Consider the following 18051-nt stretch of genomic DNA (forward strand, 5'->3'; position numbering starts at 1 on the left):
CAAATATAATTTAAGTGAAGACCGCGTTCGTACATGGATATACAAATTTTGATAAATCCATCCTGCTCCGCTCTGTTCACTTATTGCCTAAACATTTAGCGATACGAAAATGCCCCATTTTTGAAGGAATTTATGGGTGAATACCACCTACAGCCAGCCTTGGTCTTTGCCACAAAAAGATGCGATCCCCAAGCGACGAATGCTTCTTCTGGAGATAATTCTGGTCGGCGGCCTGCTTTTATTGCCGCTGCAGGCAGTGAAGCTGTCCATTGCACAACCCGCACATCTCTGGGTGTTAATCGCGCTGGTGGTGATGCTGTTTTATGAACGGCCTCGACTATCGGGAACAGAACTTATCGCCTATGCCGCATTCGTCTATTTTACGCTGGCTCTAACCTTCATGCAGGATTACACGCGCATAAAGGAAATGGATCAGCTCGTTAAATTTGTCCTTTTTTATCCGGCGTTTTATGTGGTGGGAAAATGGTTGGGATGGCACTTCGGTGACCGTTCGCTGCCATTGGCGTACGGCTTCCTATTTATCTTCCTGATTTTTCAATATGCAGCGCAGGCGCTGCATATACCCGTGATCTATGAGGAAATCAGCTTTGGGCAGGGTGCGCTCCATGGAACGTTCAAGGAGCGTAATTGGCTGGCGGTCTATTTTCTCCTTCTCTCCTATGTATTGCTCCTGAAGGATCGCTCAAATCGAGGCTTCTTGCTGTTCTTCGGTCTTAACATTGTTGTCATGCTTCTATCCGGCTCAAAGACGACGTTCATCGCTGCTGGAATCGTGTTTCTCCTGCAATCAAGGCTGCCTTTGTGGATAAAGATCCTGCCGGTTATCATCGGCGCAATGTTTTATCTGTCCATTTTTTCGGAAGAGCTCACCGGCGACAGATTGGCGGTCAAACTGGAGGAAGAACGGGGACTTGCATTCACTGTCAGCCTCGATCTGCTGCGCGCCAATCCGTTTGGTTACGGGCTGGGATTTGTGGAGGCGTTTTTCTCCAACACCTGGATTCAGGTAAGAGGGCTGGGAGAAGGCACAAACTCGGTATTCTCGGTCCCGCTTGATCTCTGGCTAATTGCCGGACCTTTCGGTTTTGCGATGTGGTTGGTGATCTTTGCCGGAGTGGGAAACTCTGCAACCAGGGTGTTGGCGCCAATTGCTGCCTTGTCGTTGCTTAACCCACTACACCAGTCCGAATTGGTCTATTTTTTCATGGGATTTTTGGTATCGCAGGACAAATTCCAGCGACTTGCATTTCAAAGAGCGAAGAAAATCGCGGAAAGTATCAACGCAACGAATGAATTCAGTCGCGAATACAAGCATAGGGCGGAGAAACTCCCGTAATGTCGGGGGTTTGCCCTCACTCCGCGGCGCATCCCGCTATGGGGGCCCAAGAATAGGCAATCGTCAATTTGGACGTCGCAGTATCACTTGATTGGTGATTTCTCGAAGTCGTTAATGTTGTCCGTGAATATCTGCAAATTCTGCGAACAGGGGAATTTTCGGTCGGCCACCAATCGCAAATTTGTCTGGTCAAAGCGATTTATTTCGCATATGCGAGAAGCAGTTCTATATTTATTTTATTTCTTAAATTCTTACAAAGCGGATTATAAGCCATGTTGGCACCAATTCACAGTGAGCTAGAAGCGCACGCTGCTGTAATGCGGGACCTCAAATCAAAGTTTTCGCAAATTAACGAATGTATCGGAACAGGGGCGAAGGTTGCATACATTGATTACCCCGCACATTTCAATACAGGAGACCTGCTGATTAATATTGGCACCGAAGCATTTTTTTCTCGAAATGGAATTAATGTCGTAAGTCGCTATGCAATCGGAGATCTTGGCAAATATTATTACGAATCCGATAAATTCATTCTAGGAAGACGCCTCCCTCAACTTGATGCGGATATCGCCGGCGGTGCGGTTCTGGTATTCCATGGGGGTGGGAGTTTCGGAGATGTATGGCCGCATCATCAAAAGCTCCGTGAAGCCCTGTTGGAGCGATATAGTGGCGTTAAAGCCATCGTGTTTCCCCAATCGATTCAATTTGGCGACCGAAGAAAATACGACGAAGCCGCCAAATTGTGCGGCAGGCATGGCAACCTGACAATATTCGTGCGGGACCAGGAATCACTTGAATTTCTGGCTGCGAGTGGGGTACCGGGTGAGATATTGCCCGATATGGCACATGAGCTTTGGGAAAACGCGGCGTTTTTTCCATTCCCTTACACGATCGGAACTGGTGAGCTCCAACAAACACGCATCGACTTGGAGGGGGGGAGCAGTCAAGCTGGCGCCAAAGGTGGTTTCGATTGGGATGACACCCAATCTTCTCGCGACAGGATATTATACAAGGTATTTTGTGCTTGGCGGCGTCTCAATCCCGTTCCGCGATCAGCTCCCAGCTATAAGGCATGGTATGTTTTGCGGGATCGCGTCATCGGCAATGGCGTCGAACATTTCCAGAAGTTTGAAAGTGTCAGGACCGACCGCTTACACGGTATGATTTTGTCATCACTGCTTTCCAAGCCGATATATTTTGATGATCGCAACAACAAATATCGGAAACTCCATCGATATCATACCAAGTGGCTCTCAGGGTCACCGTTAGTTACATCGGCTTGAGCTCTCGGAGGGACCATGAGCTCAAGACTGATATTTGGCCTTTCAGCCAACCTGGCAGGCGGCCTCGTGCCGATGGCGGTGACGTTGATCGTCACACCATTTTACCTTCATTTGGTCGGCCTGGAGCGTTTCGGCATATTATCTCTCATTTGGCTGCTGCTCGGATATCTCGGCATCTTTGACTTTGGTTTTGGGCGGACTGTAGCGAGTGCGGTCGCTCGCGAAAGTGACGAGCACCGACGGGCGGATTTTTTTTGGACCGGGCTTGCACTTAGCACCCTTGGCGGACTAGCGGGTGCATTTCTCGCTTATTGCATCGGCCGTTTCTTCTTCGACCGCATCTTTTCCGTGAGCGCTGACTTAAGTGGCGAAATTGGAACGGCACTCCTGACACTTGTGGCTATTTTGCCATTCGTGACCATTTCCTCGGTGCTGACTGGATACCTTCAGGGACGGGAACAATTCGGAAAACTCAATATCGCCCAGTCAGCAGGCACAATTTTGTTTCAGACTGCGCCGCTTCTGGCGGGGTGGCTGGTTTCGGTCGAACTTCCGTGGCTCGCCGTGGGCGCTCTTCTGGGAAGGGTCGGAGGCGTTGTTCTGCTCTTTGCGTACTGCCTGTCATTGTCAAAAGAAGCGCGAGTGCCGCGTTTTAGTATCTCCGATGTCCGCCCCATGCTTAGCTTCGGCGGCTGGACGATGGTCTCCGGCGTCATGAACCAGCTTATGCTAACCATGGACCGGTTTGTTATCGGTGCAGTTTCCTCCCTGCACGCGGTTGCCATATATAGCTTGCCGTATAATGTAATCATTCGGGTCACGCTCATCCCATATAGCTGGTTCTCGGTATTATTCCCGCGCTTCGCCGCAGCCAAACACGATGAAGAAGCTCGGCAGATACTTGAATTCGGAAGTCGTGTGATGTTTCTTACCATCACCCCGATTACCGTCTGCGGCTTAATCTTTCTTAAGCCTTTTCTGGACCTTTGGGTTGGCAGAGAAATAGCTGACCAGGCCGTCCCTCCGGGCACCATACTCATGGCTGGGTTCTGGTTCTACGCAATGACATTCATGCCCCTCGCATTCTTCCAGTCACGCGGCAAGGCTCGCGTGCCGACCCTTGCATATGCGATCGAGTTTGTTGTTTTCGTTCCACTTCTATACTTCGCCGTTGCCAAGGCTGGCGTAATTGGCGCTGCTGGTGCGTGGGTTTTTCGCACCATGCTCGACGGGATCATTCTTTACTGGGCTGCAAATAGAGTGACGGTCTACTGGAAGAATTTCGCCCTCGCCATGCCCTGTCTTTTACCAGTTTCACTGTTTGAGTTACTGGGACGCGATCTGGAATATTACAACGCCCTGAAATCCTTCCTTCTGATCGGATCGCTTGTTTATATCGCGTTTTGTCTCCTGCCCTCCGAACGTGGGATGGTCGTGCAGTTTATAAGATCGGTAAGGCGGAAGGCTCTTTGATTAAGGCACTTCGTAATTAAACATATTTCAAAATTTTCATGCACTGCAAAACTTCACCTTGCGATAGCGAAATGAATTGATAGACTACGGCTAAATTCATATCTGCCTGCTTTTTTTACTTTTATCTTTTTTTAGAAAAATACATTGTTTGATAGGGTTACTTTTGAACATTTCACTTGTGACGTCCACAATGCATCGCCCTCGACAAATCGGCGAGCTTTTGGAATCCCTAAAAATCCAGTCGGTACCAGCAACTCAGATCATTGTCGTTGATCAAAGTTCTGATGACGGTACCGAGGAGGTCGTGAAGCGCTTTGAAGGCAGTCTTCCGGTTCTATATATCCGGGACAGCCGCAAAGGGCTTTCTCGCGGCCGCAATCTAGGGCTTGAACATGTTACCGGCGATATCGTCGCCTTTCCAGACGACGACTGCATCTATCTGACGGATACCTTAAAACGGGTAAGCTCCGCATTCCTCGATGACGGCGACCTAGGTGTCTACACGGGCATGAGCATCACTCCTGCCGGCGTGCCTTCGCAAGGCCGTTGGGGGATGGTGCCGCATGTCATCAATCGCTTCAATATCTGGACCAGCCAAACCTCCTACACAACGTTCTACCGCGTGCCGACCCTCAAAAAAGCAGGCCGGTTCAACGAAGATCTTGGCGTTGGTTCTGGCACGGTATGGGGTGCTGGCGAAGAAACGGAACTATTGCTACGCGCACTGCGCGACGGTGCAAAGGGTTTTTATGATCCGGGCCTGCGCATCATGCATCCCGAACCGCTGGCGATTTTTGACGACGTCGCGATGAAACGTGGGCGCCTTTATAACCGAGGCTTTGGGCGAGTAATGCGCATGGAGGCGTATCCGCTCTGGTTCATCACCTATATGGCGGGCCGTCCGCTCATCGGCGCCATGGCCGCCCTCGCCAAAGGACAGCTGGGGCAAGCGCGTTATCGTGCCAGCGCGTTTCGCGAGCGCCTGCGCGGCTGGGCCGACGATCCTAACCGGCAAACACACCGTAATCACTAACTCTCGAAAACGGCTCTAACGGGATGGTATTGGTTTGACCGCATTACAGCCCAAACATTTCATTGCCATGATTGCGGACACCGTGTTGTCGGCAAGAGAGCCGTTTGGCTGCGCGAAAGTGATTGGGGCCGCACCGTCCCTGGTAAGTGGTCGCTATGCCGGATGGAGCGCATCTGTTGTTCCACAACAGAAAACAGCCCCCGGTCTGCGGGTAGATTCTTCCGATGGCTTTCCTGAAATCGATCATTCGACGGTCAACTACGCTTGCCATGAAGCAAACCTCCATCAGCACAGCAGCTCAGGCGCGCGCGCCAGGGCAACAACCAAGGAACCCTTAACGTGCGTCTGAGAAGTGGTGACACATATGCGCCCACCACAACTGTTTTTGCAGACCGGCGGTGGCCTGAAGAAACGGGCATCGGAAAGGTGCAGACCGAAATTGAGGCACGGCTTCCGGCCGACCTGCGCATAGTTGATGTTAAGGTGCGAGGACGGATAGGTTCGCCCTTGTCGCCGCTCTCTATCAGTCACTCGCTTGCCGGACGTGGCGGCAAAGGCGTGTTTTTCAGCGCGGGCTTCGTACCACCGCTAGTTACTAAACTTCCATCAGTGGTCGTTGTGCACGATCTCACCCATCGCCGTTTCTATGGCAAAACCAAGCGCGCTTATTATGACCTGATCTATAGGCCGCTGTACCGACGCTGCGCGGCAGTTATTTGTGTTTCAGAATATACAAGACAGGAGTTCATGGACTGGTCTGGAATGCCTTCAGACAAAGTCCATCTTGTTTATAATGGCACTGAACAGATGTTCCGCGAAGACGGGCTGAGACACAGCCCCGGCTACCCTTACATCTTCTACGGCGGCAATCACCGCAGCTACAAGAACCTGGACAGGCTCGTGCGAGCCTATGCAACCTCCAGCCTGCCCGGCCGGGGAATAAGACTGGTTCTGACCGGAAATCCCAATAATGAGCTTCAGGCGCTGGCCACCGAGCTTGGCATCGACCGGAATTTGATTTTCACGGGCCGACTGCCATCCGAGCAGATCCCTTCACTCTACAGAGGGGCACTCGCAGTCGCCTATGTCTCGCTGTTCGAGGGCTTCGGACTTCCAATCGTCGAGGCATATGCGTGTGGGGTACCGGTCATAACCTCAAATGTTTCGGCCATGCCGGAAGTCGCAGGCGGGGGCGCGCTTCTGGTGGATCCACAGTCCGTGGAAGAGATCAGGGAAGGGCTTGATCGGATCACCTCTGACGAAGCCTTCCGGCAACACCTTATCACGAGCGGCCGCAAGAGACGGGAAGATTTCGATTGGGGCGTATCGGCTCGACACCTTTGGGAAATAGTGAAGGGGGCTGCCATCTAGGCGGTAATTCGGAAACATGGTGAATATTATGGCCAAACGACAGAGACTTCACGTCATCCTTGTCAATTTCCGTACGCCAGAATTGACGATCCGCAGCGTCGGTTCGATACGGGAACGGGGTATCGCCAAGGCTGAAAATATTACTGTCGTCGAGAATTGCTCGGGCGACGATTCAATGCGCCTGATGCAAACCGCCATGCCGGATATCGAGATCAAGGCATCACTGGTCAATGGCGGTTTCGGTGCCGGTGTTAATTTTGGTGCTGCGGGAATAGACGCGGACTATTTGCTGATACTCAATCCCGACACCTATTTCGAGATGGATAGCGTAACACCTGTACTTGATCACATGGACGCCATGCCGGACATCGGAATTGCGGGTCTGGATTTGATCAATCCCGATGGTAGTCGGCAATACGGCGCCCGACGCTTCTACTCGGTACTGGACATCGCTACCCGACGCTTCGGTCAACTTCGTCCATTGATGAAGAGCCGTATAAATCGCCATCTCATGCTCGACGAAACCGATAGAGGCGAACCATTCAATGCTGAATGGGTGATGGGTACGGGTTTCATCATAAGGCGCGACCTGTTTAATCGGCTCGGCGGCATGGAGGAAAACTACTTCCTCTATATGGAGGACGTAGACCTGTGCGCACGCACCTGGATGAGCGGCCGTCGTGTGGTCTATTTCCCAGGCCTTCCACTTGTCCATGATCACCAGCGCCAAAGCGCAGCAAGCCCGTTAAGTTTCGCCGGCCGAGCACATATCCGCAGCCTATTGTTGTTTGCGCGGCGCTTCCATTTGCCACTGTTTCGCTCTCCCGGAATTGCAAACATCATCAGCAGCGGCCGCAAAAAACGGTGGTCGGAAGAACCGCCGACTAACGTGTTTACAACGACGTCTATTGATCTCTGAAGTCGATAGAACAAGCGGAAGATGGAAAAATGCAGTTTGAAAGACTGGATATACCTGACGTGATTTTGATCACGCCGAAGAAGTTCGGGGATGAGCGCGGATACTTTATGGAGTCTTTCCGGAAGAGCCTGTTCGAGGAAGCCGTCGGAAATTTTGACTTCGTTCAGGACAATCAATCCCTGTCAGCGGACGCAGGCACGATCCGTGGACTCCATTTCCAGCTGGAACCCAAAGCGCAGGGTAAACTGGTCTCCTGCGTCACTGGCGCCATCCTTGATGTAGCGGTCGATATCCGCACCGGATCTCCTACCTACGGACACCACGTGACGGCCGAACTTACCCCCGACAATGGGCAAATGCTCTGGGTTCCGGCAGGCTTCGCGCATGGCTTTTGCACGCTCGAGGCGAATACCAAAGCCAGTTACAAGGTCACAGAATATTATAGTCCCGAACATGATCGCGGTCTCGCATATGACGACCCCGAGATCGGCATAAACTGGCCGATCGCCAGCGGCAAAGCGGTCTTGTCAGCCAAAGACCGCCGCCAGCCTACACTGGCGGAGCTTGGCGCCGTGTTCACCTATTCACAGAGTTCTATCGGTTCATTGGAAGGGTAGCCCATATGCGTGTTCTGGTAACCGGGGGTGCCGGCTTCATAGGTTCTGCTGTTGTTCGTCACCTGGTGCTCGACAAAGGCTACGAGGTTCTAACGGTCGACAAGCTTACCTATGCGGGTACACTGGCCTCTCTTCAGAAGATTATCGATCATCCCAGACACCATTTTTTGAAAGCGGATATATGCGACAGTTCGGCGATCCATGATGCGTTCGAAAGCTTCCGTCCGCAACGTGTCATGCACCTTGCCGCTGAAAGCCACGTGGATCGCTCAATCACCGGCGCACGCGATTTTGTCGAGACCAATGTGTTGGGCACATTCAATATGCTCGAGCATGCACGTTGTTTTTGGTCGAGCCTGAAGGCCGACGAGAAAGAACCATTCAGATTTCTGCACGTCTCCACCGACGAAGTCTACGGCTCGCTCGGACAGGAAGGTCTTTTCACGGAGGAGACCCCCTACGATCCGAGTTCGCCTTACTCGGCATCCAAGGCCTCTTCCGATCATCTGGCGAAAGCCTGGGCCCGGACCTATGGTCTGCCGGTCATCGTCTCCAACTGCTCCAACAACTACGGCCCGTACCATTTCCCGGAAAAACTCATCCCACTCGTGATCCTCAACGCCCTGGCGGGAAAGGCGCTGCCAATATACGGGACTGGCGCCAATATTCGGGACTGGCTCTATGTCGAGGACCACGCCCGGGCGCTTGATCTCATCTCCGAGAAAGGCCGCATAGGCGAGACCTATAATGTGGGCGGTCGAAACGAGAGACGCAACATTGATGTCGTCGAGCGAATTTGTGCGTTGATGGACGAGTTTAATCCATCAGGTGCGCCACATGCACGGCTGATAACTTATGTGACCGACCGCCCCGGTCACGACGCTCGTTATGCCATCGACGCCACCAAGCTCGAAGTCGAGCTTGGATGGACGGCGCAAGAGAATTTCGACACCGGCATCGAAAAGACCGTCAAATGGTACCTGGACAATCAGTGGTGGTGGGAGCCGCTGAGACAAGATTACTCCGGAACACGGCTCGGATTGATTGAACAGCAGATCAAGGTCGCGTCATGAGCCAGCGGCTGCTTGTGACTGGAATACACGGACAGATCGCAATGGCGCTGGCTGAACGCGCTGTGCTCAACGGATCTTTCGAGATTGTCGCCCTTGGTCGCCCTCAACTTGACCTAGCCGACCCTTCAACGGTGGGTGCAGCGATCGAAATGGCATCGCCAGACATTATCGTATCGGCGGCAGCGCATACTGCGGTTGATCAGGCAGAATCGGAAGAGGAACTTGCCACACGCATCAACAGTCTCTCAGCAGGAGAGATTGCAAAGGCCGCCCATCGGCTTGGCGTGCCAGTCATCCAGATTTCCACCGACTATGTTTTTGACGGCCAAAAGAGCACGCCGTATTTGGAAGACGATCCCGTCGCTCCAGTCGGGGTTTATGGACGCTCCAAGCTTGCTGGAGAAATAGCGGTTCGCGCCGCAACAGACGAGCATGTGATCCTTCGCACTGCCTGGGTTTACAGCCCATTCGGCAAAAATTTTCTGAAGACGATGTTACGGCTGGCGGAAACGCGCGAAAACCTTTCAGTTGTCGACGATCAGATCGGTAATCCGACCTCAGCTCTCGATATCGCCGATGGCATACTCACAGTGGCCTCCAATCTTCTATCGGATCAATCACGCAGGCTCCGCGGCACTTTCCACATGAGTGGATCCGGTGCAGCAAGCTGGGCTGACTTTGCCGAAGAGATTTTTTCCCACGCCCGCTTGCAAAACGGTCCGTTTGCGACAGTGACGAGGATCGCAACAAGCGACTATCCCACGCCTGCAAAACGTCCGGCGAACTCGCGGCTCGATTGCTCGCGATTGCGGGATCTGCACGGCATCGTTTTACCCAATTGGCAAAGTTCGACCGCTCAGATTGTCGAACGGTTGATCGCCGAATTGCGAGCATAAGTCACCTTATCAAGACAAACGGAGAAAGCACGGCATGAAGGGCATCATACTTGCGGGCGGAAGCGGAACACGATTGCATCCGATGACTTCGGTCCTCTCGAAGCAACTCATGCCGATCTACGATAAACCGATGATTTTTTATCCGCTGTCGACGCTAATGTTGGCCGGCATCCAGGACATATTGATAATCTCGACACCCCGCGACCTGCCCAACTTCCAGGCGCTTCTGGGGGACGGTTCACGCCTCGGGATTTCATTGACCTACGCCGCGCAGCCGACGCCCGACGGCCTTGCCCAAGCCTTCGTTATCGGCGCCGATTTCATAGGCTCCTCGCCCTCATGTCTCATTCTGGGTGATAACATCTTCTACGGCCATGGTATAAGCGACGTGATCAAGGATGCGGCCTATCGCCTGGACGGAGCAACAGTGTTCGCCTACCAGGTTAACGATCCAGATCGATATGGCGTCGTTGAGTTTGATAGCTCCATGAAGGCAATTTCGATCGAGGAAAAGCCTGCCGTACCGAAATCCAACTGGGCGGTAACCGGGCTCTACTTTTACGACAATGACGTCATCGACATCGCGGCTAACCTGAAGCCGTCGGCGCGAGGCGAATTGGAGATCACAGACGTGAACCGTGAATATCTTGACCGTGGAAAGCTCAATGTCGAACTTATGGGCCGCGGTTACGCCTGGCTCGATACCGGAACACCCGATAGTCTTCTGGAAGCCAGTGAATTCGTAGCGACACTCGAACGCCGTCAGGGCTTCAAAATCTGCTGCCCAGAAGAAATTGCCTATCGCATGGGCTTCATAACTGAAGATCAAACGCGAAAACTCGCGGAGGGCTACGGAAAGAGCAGTTACGGTCGCTATCTTTCCAAACTGCTTGGCTAGAGCATTTCCAGGAAGAGTGCGTAGCGGCTGTACGCCCAGAAAATACGCGAAACAAATCTGGAGCGCGTCCGACGTTTCACCGTAACTGGATGCGCTCTAAGCTGTTTATGTGTCTACGTTTCCGGATACAAAGCACTATGCCACGTCGATGATTTCAATTTCCTTCCCACCCAAACTGACCAGATCACCGGCCGCTTTGCCCATCAACGCCCGGGCGACAGGGGAAACATAAGACATCGATCCCGCAGCGGGATCGGCCTCGTCTTCACCGACAATCCGGAATTGTTGCGTCCGTCCGTCATCGCGGCTGAAGGTTACCAGGCTGCCAAAGGCGACGATGCCGTCCGCAGGCGGGTGCGGCATGAGTTGGGCGGTGCGGAGACGCTCCGCGTAATACCTGATATCGCGCAGGGGGCTGGCGGAAAGCCGCCTCCTTTCATTGACGTCCTCAATGGCGTTGGCCGCTTCGCAAGCTTCACGCGCGGCGTGCAGTTGCAGTTCCAGCGCTTTCAGTCCGGCCTCGGTCACCAGATTGGGATGTGGCGAAATCACCCGATCGGGCAGAACCGTCTCGGCTGCTGTTTCGGCACTGTCTTCCTTGGTAAAGGCTACACTCAATCCTGGCACTCCAATGTCGTTGAGATGCCGCTTGGACATCTCTCTCCAGTCCAGTTTTGCCATTGCTCCCCGCGACGGAGCAAGAGCGCAACCGCAAGAAACCCGCATAGAGGGAACATACCCCTCATTTCTGGCTCTAACGGGAGGCTTTTTGCCCTGCTAGGTTGTCTTGCAGGAGGAGTGAGGACACCAACGCTAACGAACAGGAGACGGCAATGGCCCGGACAGTAGTGAATGCGCTTGGGGATACGCTCTATTATAGCGACAGTTCCACCGGATTTTTCTCCGCCACGGGTTCCGGCCCACTGCTCACCGGCACCGGCGGTAACGATTCCATGTGGGGCGATAGTTCCGTCAATGTGACGATGGCGGGCGGCACGGGCGATGATATCTATTATCTCTATTCCAGCATCAACCGCGCTGTGGAAAATGCCGGGGAAGGCATCGATACGATCGATACCTGGATGAGCTACACCCTGCCCGACAATTTTGAGAATCTCAGGGTGACGGGCGATGGCCGTTACGCTTTCGGAAACGCGCTCGATAACATCATCACGGGTGGATCGGGCAGCCAGACGATCGATGGCGGAGCTGGCAATGATGTTCTGATCGGCGGCGGTGGAGCCGACACTTTCGTCTTCACAAGCGGCAACGGCACCGATCTCATCATGGATTTCAGCGCCAACGATACGATCCGGCTTAACGGTTACGGCATCACATCCTTCGATCAACTCGTCAGCAATGCCACGCAGCAAGGCAGCGATCTGTGGCTGAATTTTTCGAATGGCGAAGCCGTCGTTCTTGCCGGAACGACCATCGACGACCTTCAGGCGAACCAGTTCGAACTCAGTCTCGACCGGTCATCTCTGACCCAGACCTTTGCCGATGAATTCAATGCACTGTCACTGCGTAGCGGCGATCAGGGAACCTGGGATGCCAAATATTGGTGGGCTCCGGAAAAGGGAAGTTCGCTGACGACGAATGGCGAGGCGCAATGGTATATCAACCCCGCTTATGCCGGCACGTCGGAGGTCAATCCGTTCAGCGTCGAAAACGGCGTGCTGACCATCACTGCTGCGGAAACGGCACAATCAGTCGCCGATGAAGTCGAGGGTTATGATTATACCTCCGGCATGCTGAACACCTATTCCTCCTTCAGCCAGACCTATGGATATTTCGAAATCCGCGCCGATATGCCGACCGACCGCGGCGCATGGCCAGCCTTCTGGCTTCTGCCGGAGGACGGATCCTGGCCGCCGGAACTCGATGTCATTGAAATGCGCGGCCAGAATCCCAACACGCTGATCATGTCCACCCATTCGAACGCCACCGGTGAACAGACATCGGTCGTCAACAATGTCAGCGTGCCGAGCACGGAAGGGTTTCACACCTACGGCGTGTTGTGGGATGCCGAACATATCACCTGGTATTTCGACGATGTCGCCGTGGCGCAGGCGGATACGCCTGATGATATGCACGACCCCATGTATATGGTCGTCAATCTTGCCGTCGGCGGCATGGCGGGAACGCCGTCAGCCAATGATTTCAGCGACGGCTCACAGATGATGATCGATTATATCAGGGCCTATTCACTTTCAGACTGGGCCGCCTGACAAAAACGCCGGCAGTCGCGTCCAGAACTGCCGGCGTTTAGACGTCAGCCTGCAGAGGCTGCGTCTTTTTCAGGTTCTTTATTCAGCCGCAAGCTGCGTGCCTACAGCGTTCAGCGACATCAGATGCTGCGCCGTTTTGAGGCTTGCGGGCTGCTCGGCCCGGTAACGGCGGCTGATTTCCATCATCAGCACCGTACCCGGCAGGAAGGTGAGCTCCGAGAAGATGCTCTCCCACTCAATATCACCCCAGCCGAGCGGCATGTGGAGGTCGCCGATACCGAGCGCTGTATTTTCCTGCGTGAAATAGGCCTCGTAGAAGCCCTGCGGCCGGCCGAAGGAATCGTGCACATGCAGGTGGCCGGCGACCGGAGCCATGGCGCGAAGCTGCTCGCGGAAATCGAGACCACGATAGGTGGATTCGAGATAGGCATGGCTGAAATCGATCAGCGCCACGAGATTATCGTGACCCACGGCCTTAACGGTCGCTGCCACTTCGGCCGGCGTCTGGCGATATTGCCCCGGTTCGGTGGTGAAGATGTTCTCCAGTGCAACGCGCACGCCATTGGGCTTGCAGAATTCCGCAAGTTCGAAAAGCGCTTCCCGCTCACGGCTGTCGGCATCGGCCCGCTCGGCAATCTGGTCGGCACGCAACGCACCACCATGCTGAACCAGGATGCCCGCGCCGATACGGTTACAAAGGACAGCGAGCGCCTTGGCGGCATCGATCTGGTAACGGCACGTCACCGGGTCCATGAAATTGGACGAAACCAGGCCATGCACGGTGTAACGAAAATCGAACTGCTTTGCGAGCGCCACGAAACGGTCGGCGCGCTCCTCGATGATGCGGCCGCCCGCAATCAGATCGAGGCTCGTCACGGCGATTTCAACGGTATCGCAGCCAATATCCGCAAGTGCGCGCAGATCACTTTCAAGCGTGGCCAGTTCACCGTCGTCGGAGCCGGCGTTGAAACCGGTACCAATAAGATTGCTCATGTCATCATCTCCAGGGATAGAAATTATGCAAGTTCACGCCGCCGCACGGGCGCGGCGCGCCGTATCGAACAAATCCGGTCTGTCGATATTGACGTAGTCTACCCCGGCCAATGCAATCTCATTATGAAGGTCGACGTCATCCCCGCCATAATAAACCATGACTTCGAGACCGGCCTTGCGGCACGCCGCGACAAGCCCCGGCCGCCGCATCTGCTCCGGCGTGATCTCTATGATCGAGGCATGGTGCACGGCCGCCGCCAGCGAGGGGGACCTGGCGATATCGAGCAACATCATCTTGCGGAATTCAGGCGCGGCTGCCTGCAGGCCCCGGCGCATATCCTCCGAAAATGAAAAGAAGAAAGTATCGCGCACCATGCCGAGATCCCGTACCAGCGCGGCAACCTTGACGGGATCGCAATATTTCAGCTCGACATAAACACCGCAGCGGCCTCGCAAATGGCGCAGATAGGCATCGAGACGCGGCACGACCGCCCCTTTGAAACCTTCCCCGAACCAGCTGCCCGCATCCAGCGCATCGATCTCGCCCGACAGGGCATGGCCGATCGGCCCCTTACCATCGGTGGTACGGTCCAGCGTTTCGTCGTGGAAGACATAGAGCACCCCATCCGCACTCTCGCGCACGTCAAGCTCGATATAGTCCGCGCCCTGCTGCAGGGCGAGATCGGCGGCGGCAAAGGTATTTTCGGGCGCGAACTTGTTGGCGCCGCGATGGGAGACGATTTTGGGCATGGAATTTCCTGTCAATTTACGGGCTCCGGCTCTCGCGCCGGAATGGTCGAATTGTGAGAAAGATCGGCGTGCAGCCCGGCAATGCGATTGCCGGTAGCATCAAAAACGAGGGTGAGGCCTGATTTGCAGCTGATGCCGACCCGATCACCCGGCGCGTGCCTTATCGTCTCGCCATATTCCAGCGCGTGGATCACGCCCGCGGGCGTGTCGATCGTGTAGAACACCTCACGCCCCATCGGCTCGACGGTGGTGACCGGTCCTTCCAGCCGCGCTTCGGCGGATTTGACGAGCGTAATATCCTCCGGGCGCAAACCGAAAGTGATCTCGCCGTCGCAACGGGCATTGATGTCGAACCTGGCGTCGCCAATCTGCAACTGCTCGCCTTTCGCCTGCCCCTTCAGCAGATTCATCGGGGGAGTACCGATAAAACCGGCGATGAACAGATTGTCGGGCCGGCGATAAAGATCATCGGGCGTGCCGATCTGGGCGATAGAGCCGTTATTCATGCAGATGATCCTGTCCGCCATGGTGATCGCTTCGATCTGGTCATGGGTGACGATCAGCGTCGTGATGCCAAGACGCTTCTGGATGTTTTTCAGCTCGGCGCGCATGGCGATGCGCAGGGTGGCGTCAAGATTGGAGAGCGGCTCGTCGAGAAGCAGGATATTCGGCTCCTTGACCAGCGCCCGGGCCAGCGCGACACGCTGCTGCTGACCGCCGGAAAGCTGCGAAGGTCGCCGGTCGAGCAGCGCGCCGATCTGCACCAGGCTCGCAGCCTCTTCCACCCGCCGCGCCACGTCCTCGCGCGGCACATTCTTGAAACGCAGCGGAAAGGCGATGTTCTGCCGTACCGTCAGGTTGGGATAAAGCGCATAGGACTGAAAGACGATGCCGACATTGCGATCGCGTGCATCGATGCGGTTGACATTGTGGCCGTCGAAAGCGATCTCACCGCCGCTCGGCGCGTAAAGCCCGGCCAGCAGGAAAAGTGTGGTCGATTTTCCGCATCCGGAAGGACCGAGAACGGCGACGAATTCACCATCTTCGATGGAGACCGTCATCGGTTGCAGAACCCGGGTGTCGCCCCAGCTCTTGGTGACTTTGTCGAGAGTGATCCTGGCCATGGTGATTATCCTTTGATCCCGCCGATATTCATCTGGGTGATGTATTTCTGCGTGAAGACGTAAATGATCAGCACAGGCAGCAGATAAACGACGCCGACGGCGGCGATCATGCCGAAGTTCACGCCCACGCTGTCCTGTGCCACGAAGAAGAGATAAAGGCTCATCGTCATCTGGCTTTTTTCGATGAGCAGGGTCTGGACGAAGACATATTCCTCCCAGCCACGCAGAAAGGTGAAAGTGGCGACCGCGATCAGCCCGCCTCTCACCTGCGGCATTACCACCATGCGGAAGGCCTGAAAGCGGGTCGCGCCATCGGTGACGGCGCTCATTTCGATGTCCCAGGGGACATTGTCGAAGAAGCCCTTGAGAACGAAGATGGCGAAGGGCAGCTCCAACGCGCTCATGACCAGCACGACGCCGAAGAGATTGTTGAGCAGGCCCATGTAATGCAACTGCACGAAGATCGCGACGGTGAGCGCCAGCGCCGGAAAGGCATGCAGGAGCAAAAGCCCGCGCAGGACGTTTTCACGCCCGGCGAAGCTGAAGCGCGACAGGGCATAGGCGGCGGGCGTGGCGACCAGCGCGACGATCAGGGTCTGGGAAGCGGCAAACAGCAGCGAACTCTGCAGGGCCGTCCAGACGGATGGCATCAGCGCGATGCGCGTGCTGCCGGTTTTCTCGATATCGCGGCTCCACAGAAAGCTGTAGTTCTCGATGGTCAGATGCGGCAGAACCAGAACGAAAACCAGTGTCGCCACCACGGCGGCGAGCGCCAGCCAGAGCAGCATGGGATTGCGCAGGCGGGTGGAAAAAAGCGCAACCGCAACCGCCCCGCAATAGGCAAGAGCCGCGATTGCGCCGCTGCGCCACAGCACAAGCCGGCTGAGATTGTCGTCTGAGGTCGTGAACGACTTCACCACCAGCCATAGATAGGGCAGGAGAACAGGGGCCGAAACCACGGTCAGGAACACGAGGATGACAGGCAGAAAGCTGGCGCGATGGGCAAGGCCGCGCCTTTCAAGCCGCGTCCAGTCCGGCTGCAGACCAGGCACGCGCCCGGCATGGGTTTGGGTATCGGCGAGCGTCATCACAGCACCTCGATTTTAGGGGGAGCAAAGGTCGAGCGCATATTGGTGAGGCGCCATTGAACCAGCGTCACCGCGACGCCGATGGCCATCAGGCCGAGCGCGAGTGCGGCGCCATAGGCATAAGCACCGTTTTCGAAGGCGCGACGGTAGATATAAAGCGCATAGGTGGTGCTGTCGTAGACCGGGCCGCCGCCGGTGATCAGCAGAATATATTCATAGGTCGTCATCAGTGAGAGCGCCTGATAAAGCGTGACAAAACGGATCGGCGCGGAGAGAGCCGGTGCAACGACATGGCGAAGCACGCCCCACTCGCTGGCGCCGTCGATGCGCGCGGCATTGGCAAGGTGCGACGGTATGGAGCGGATAGACGACGTCAGGATGACCATGGCGAAGGACGCACCGACGACGCCGTTCGCCACCACCACCAGAATAAGCGGAAAGTCGTTGCGCAGGTTGAGCACGGGTGCGCCGAGCGCGCCAAGGAACTGGTTGAGCAGTCCGGAAGATGTGGGATCGGCGATCCAGATCCAGAGCACGCCGTAGAGCACGGCCGGACTCATGCGCGGCAGAAGCCACAGGCCGCGAAAGAAATTGCCAAGCCGGTCCGGCATCGCCGTCGTCGTAACGGCCAGAAGCGCACCGAGGCTGATATTGAAGATGAACAGGGTCGCTCCGACATAGATGAGCGTCGTCAACAGCACGATCGGCAGGCGTATGTCGCGCTGGACCATACGCTGGAAATTCTCGGCCGTGAATTTGCCGATCTTCAGATTGGCGCCCATATCGGTGAATGCGATCACCAGATTGACGACGATCGGGGCCAGAAAGAAAAGGCCGAGCAGAAGAAGAGCCGGCGCCAGATAAAAGATCGGCCGGGCCGGGCGGCGCGCCCTGAGCTGAAATTGGGACATCACAATATACCGGTGAGAGCGCAAAAGTGCCGCC

Annotated in this window: 18 protein-coding genes; 12 read left to right on the forward strand and 6 right to left on the reverse strand. The window is 55.3% G+C overall.

What is annotated here, in order from left to right:
• The first annotated feature begins 136 nt into the window (after positions 1-136).
• The 11 genes from CFBP6623_RS18015 to rfbA all read left to right on the forward strand — a co-directional run bounded on the left by CFBP6623_RS18015 (position 137) and on the right by rfbA (position 10920).
• A complete protein-coding gene (locus CFBP6623_RS18015; protein WP_137002561.1) occupies positions 137-1357 on the forward strand; it encodes an O-antigen ligase family protein in 1221 nt (406 codons plus the stop codon).
• 272 nt (positions 1358-1629) lie between these two features.
• The gene (locus CFBP6623_RS18020) at positions 1630-2640 is read left to right on the forward strand and encodes a polysaccharide pyruvyl transferase family protein (RefSeq protein WP_046799781.1); all 1011 of its coding nucleotides are present in this window, start codon (positions 1630-1632) and stop codon (positions 2638-2640) included.
• A 15-nt stretch (positions 2641-2655) separates the two neighbouring features.
• A complete protein-coding gene (locus CFBP6623_RS18025) occupies positions 2656-4113 on the forward strand; it encodes a flippase (protein ID WP_046799782.1) in 1458 nt (485 codons plus the stop codon).
• A gap of 163 nt (positions 4114-4276) precedes the next feature.
• Entirely contained in the window at positions 4277-5146 is an 870-nt protein-coding gene (locus tag CFBP6623_RS18030) for a glycosyltransferase family 2 protein (RefSeq protein WP_137002562.1), read from the forward strand.
• A gap of 34 nt (positions 5147-5180) precedes the next feature.
• Entirely contained in the window at positions 5181-5495 is a 315-nt protein-coding gene (locus CFBP6623_RS18035; protein WP_137002563.1) for a hypothetical protein, read from the forward strand.
• On the forward strand, positions 5486-6517 hold the full coding sequence (locus tag CFBP6623_RS18040) for a glycosyltransferase family 4 protein (RefSeq protein WP_080842826.1): 1032 nt from the start codon (positions 5486-5488) through the stop codon (positions 6515-6517). Before CFBP6623_RS18035 ends, CFBP6623_RS18040 begins: the two co-directional genes overlap by 10 nt.
• 28 nt (positions 6518-6545) lie before the next feature.
• A complete protein-coding gene (locus CFBP6623_RS18045) occupies positions 6546-7436 on the forward strand; it encodes a glycosyltransferase family 2 protein (RefSeq protein WP_046800016.1) in 891 nt (296 codons plus the stop codon).
• Between the two features lie 29 nt (positions 7437-7465).
• Positions 7466-8053, forward strand: coding sequence for a dTDP-4-dehydrorhamnose 3,5-epimerase (gene rfbC / locus CFBP6623_RS18050; protein WP_046799784.1), 588 nt, complete (start codon positions 7466-7468; stop codon positions 8051-8053).
• A gap of 5 nt (positions 8054-8058) precedes the next feature.
• Positions 8059-9126, forward strand: coding sequence for a dTDP-glucose 4,6-dehydratase (gene rfbB, locus CFBP6623_RS18055; RefSeq protein WP_046799785.1), 1068 nt, complete (start codon positions 8059-8061; stop codon positions 9124-9126).
• Complete coding sequence (gene rfbD, locus CFBP6623_RS18060; RefSeq protein ID WP_046799786.1) at positions 9123-10022, forward strand: dTDP-4-dehydrorhamnose reductase; 900 nt, start codon at positions 9123-9125, stop codon at positions 10020-10022. Before rfbB ends, rfbD begins: the two co-directional genes overlap by 4 nt.
• Before the next feature lie 34 nt (positions 10023-10056).
• A complete protein-coding gene (gene rfbA / locus CFBP6623_RS18065; RefSeq protein WP_046799787.1) occupies positions 10057-10920 on the forward strand; it encodes a glucose-1-phosphate thymidylyltransferase RfbA in 864 nt (287 codons plus the stop codon).
• Between the two features lie 135 nt (positions 10921-11055).
• Here the strand turns inward: rfbA and greA are convergent, their stop codons facing one another.
• Complete coding sequence (gene greA, locus CFBP6623_RS18070) at positions 11056-11538, reverse strand: transcription elongation factor GreA (RefSeq protein WP_080843221.1); 483 nt, start codon at positions 11536-11538, stop codon at positions 11056-11058.
• Positions 11539-11753: 215 nt separating this feature from the next.
• Between greA and CFBP6623_RS18075 the strand changes: the two genes are divergently transcribed.
• Entirely contained in the window at positions 11754-13151 is a 1398-nt protein-coding gene (locus tag CFBP6623_RS18075; protein ID WP_046799788.1) for a family 16 glycosylhydrolase, read from the forward strand.
• A gap of 78 nt (positions 13152-13229) precedes the next feature.
• Here CFBP6623_RS18075 and CFBP6623_RS18080 read toward each other — a convergent pair whose 3' ends face one another.
• From CFBP6623_RS18080 to CFBP6623_RS18100, 5 genes are read right to left on the reverse strand one after another with little or no spacing between them, the layout of a single operon-like run.
• Complete coding sequence (locus CFBP6623_RS18080) at positions 13230-14144, reverse strand: TIM barrel protein (protein ID WP_046799789.1); 915 nt, start codon at positions 14142-14144, stop codon at positions 13230-13232.
• Positions 14145-14177: 33 nt separating this feature from the next.
• Complete coding sequence (locus CFBP6623_RS18085) at positions 14178-14894, reverse strand: glycerophosphodiester phosphodiesterase family protein (RefSeq protein ID WP_046799790.1); 717 nt, start codon at positions 14892-14894, stop codon at positions 14178-14180.
• Between the two features lie 11 nt (positions 14895-14905).
• The gene (locus CFBP6623_RS18090) at positions 14906-16018 is read right to left on the reverse strand and encodes an ABC transporter ATP-binding protein (RefSeq protein WP_046799791.1); all 1113 of its coding nucleotides are present in this window, start codon (positions 16016-16018) and stop codon (positions 14906-14908) included.
• 5 nt (positions 16019-16023) lie between these two features.
• On the reverse strand, positions 16024-17106 hold the full coding sequence (locus tag CFBP6623_RS18095) for a carbohydrate ABC transporter permease (RefSeq protein ID WP_046799792.1): 1083 nt from the start codon (positions 17104-17106) through the stop codon (positions 16024-16026).
• Positions 17106-18017 (reverse strand): carbohydrate ABC transporter permease, encoded by a 912-nt coding sequence (locus CFBP6623_RS18100; RefSeq protein ID WP_046799793.1) that lies wholly within the window; start codon positions 18015-18017, stop codon positions 17106-17108. The genes CFBP6623_RS18095 and CFBP6623_RS18100 overlap by 1 nt, the downstream gene beginning before the upstream one ends.
• Between the last annotated feature and the right edge of the window lie 34 nt (positions 18018-18051).

The sequence above is a fragment of the Agrobacterium tumefaciens genome (assembly GCF_005221385.1).
In the GTDB taxonomy this organism is placed as follows: domain Bacteria; phylum Pseudomonadota; class Alphaproteobacteria; order Rhizobiales; family Rhizobiaceae; genus Agrobacterium; species Agrobacterium tomkonis.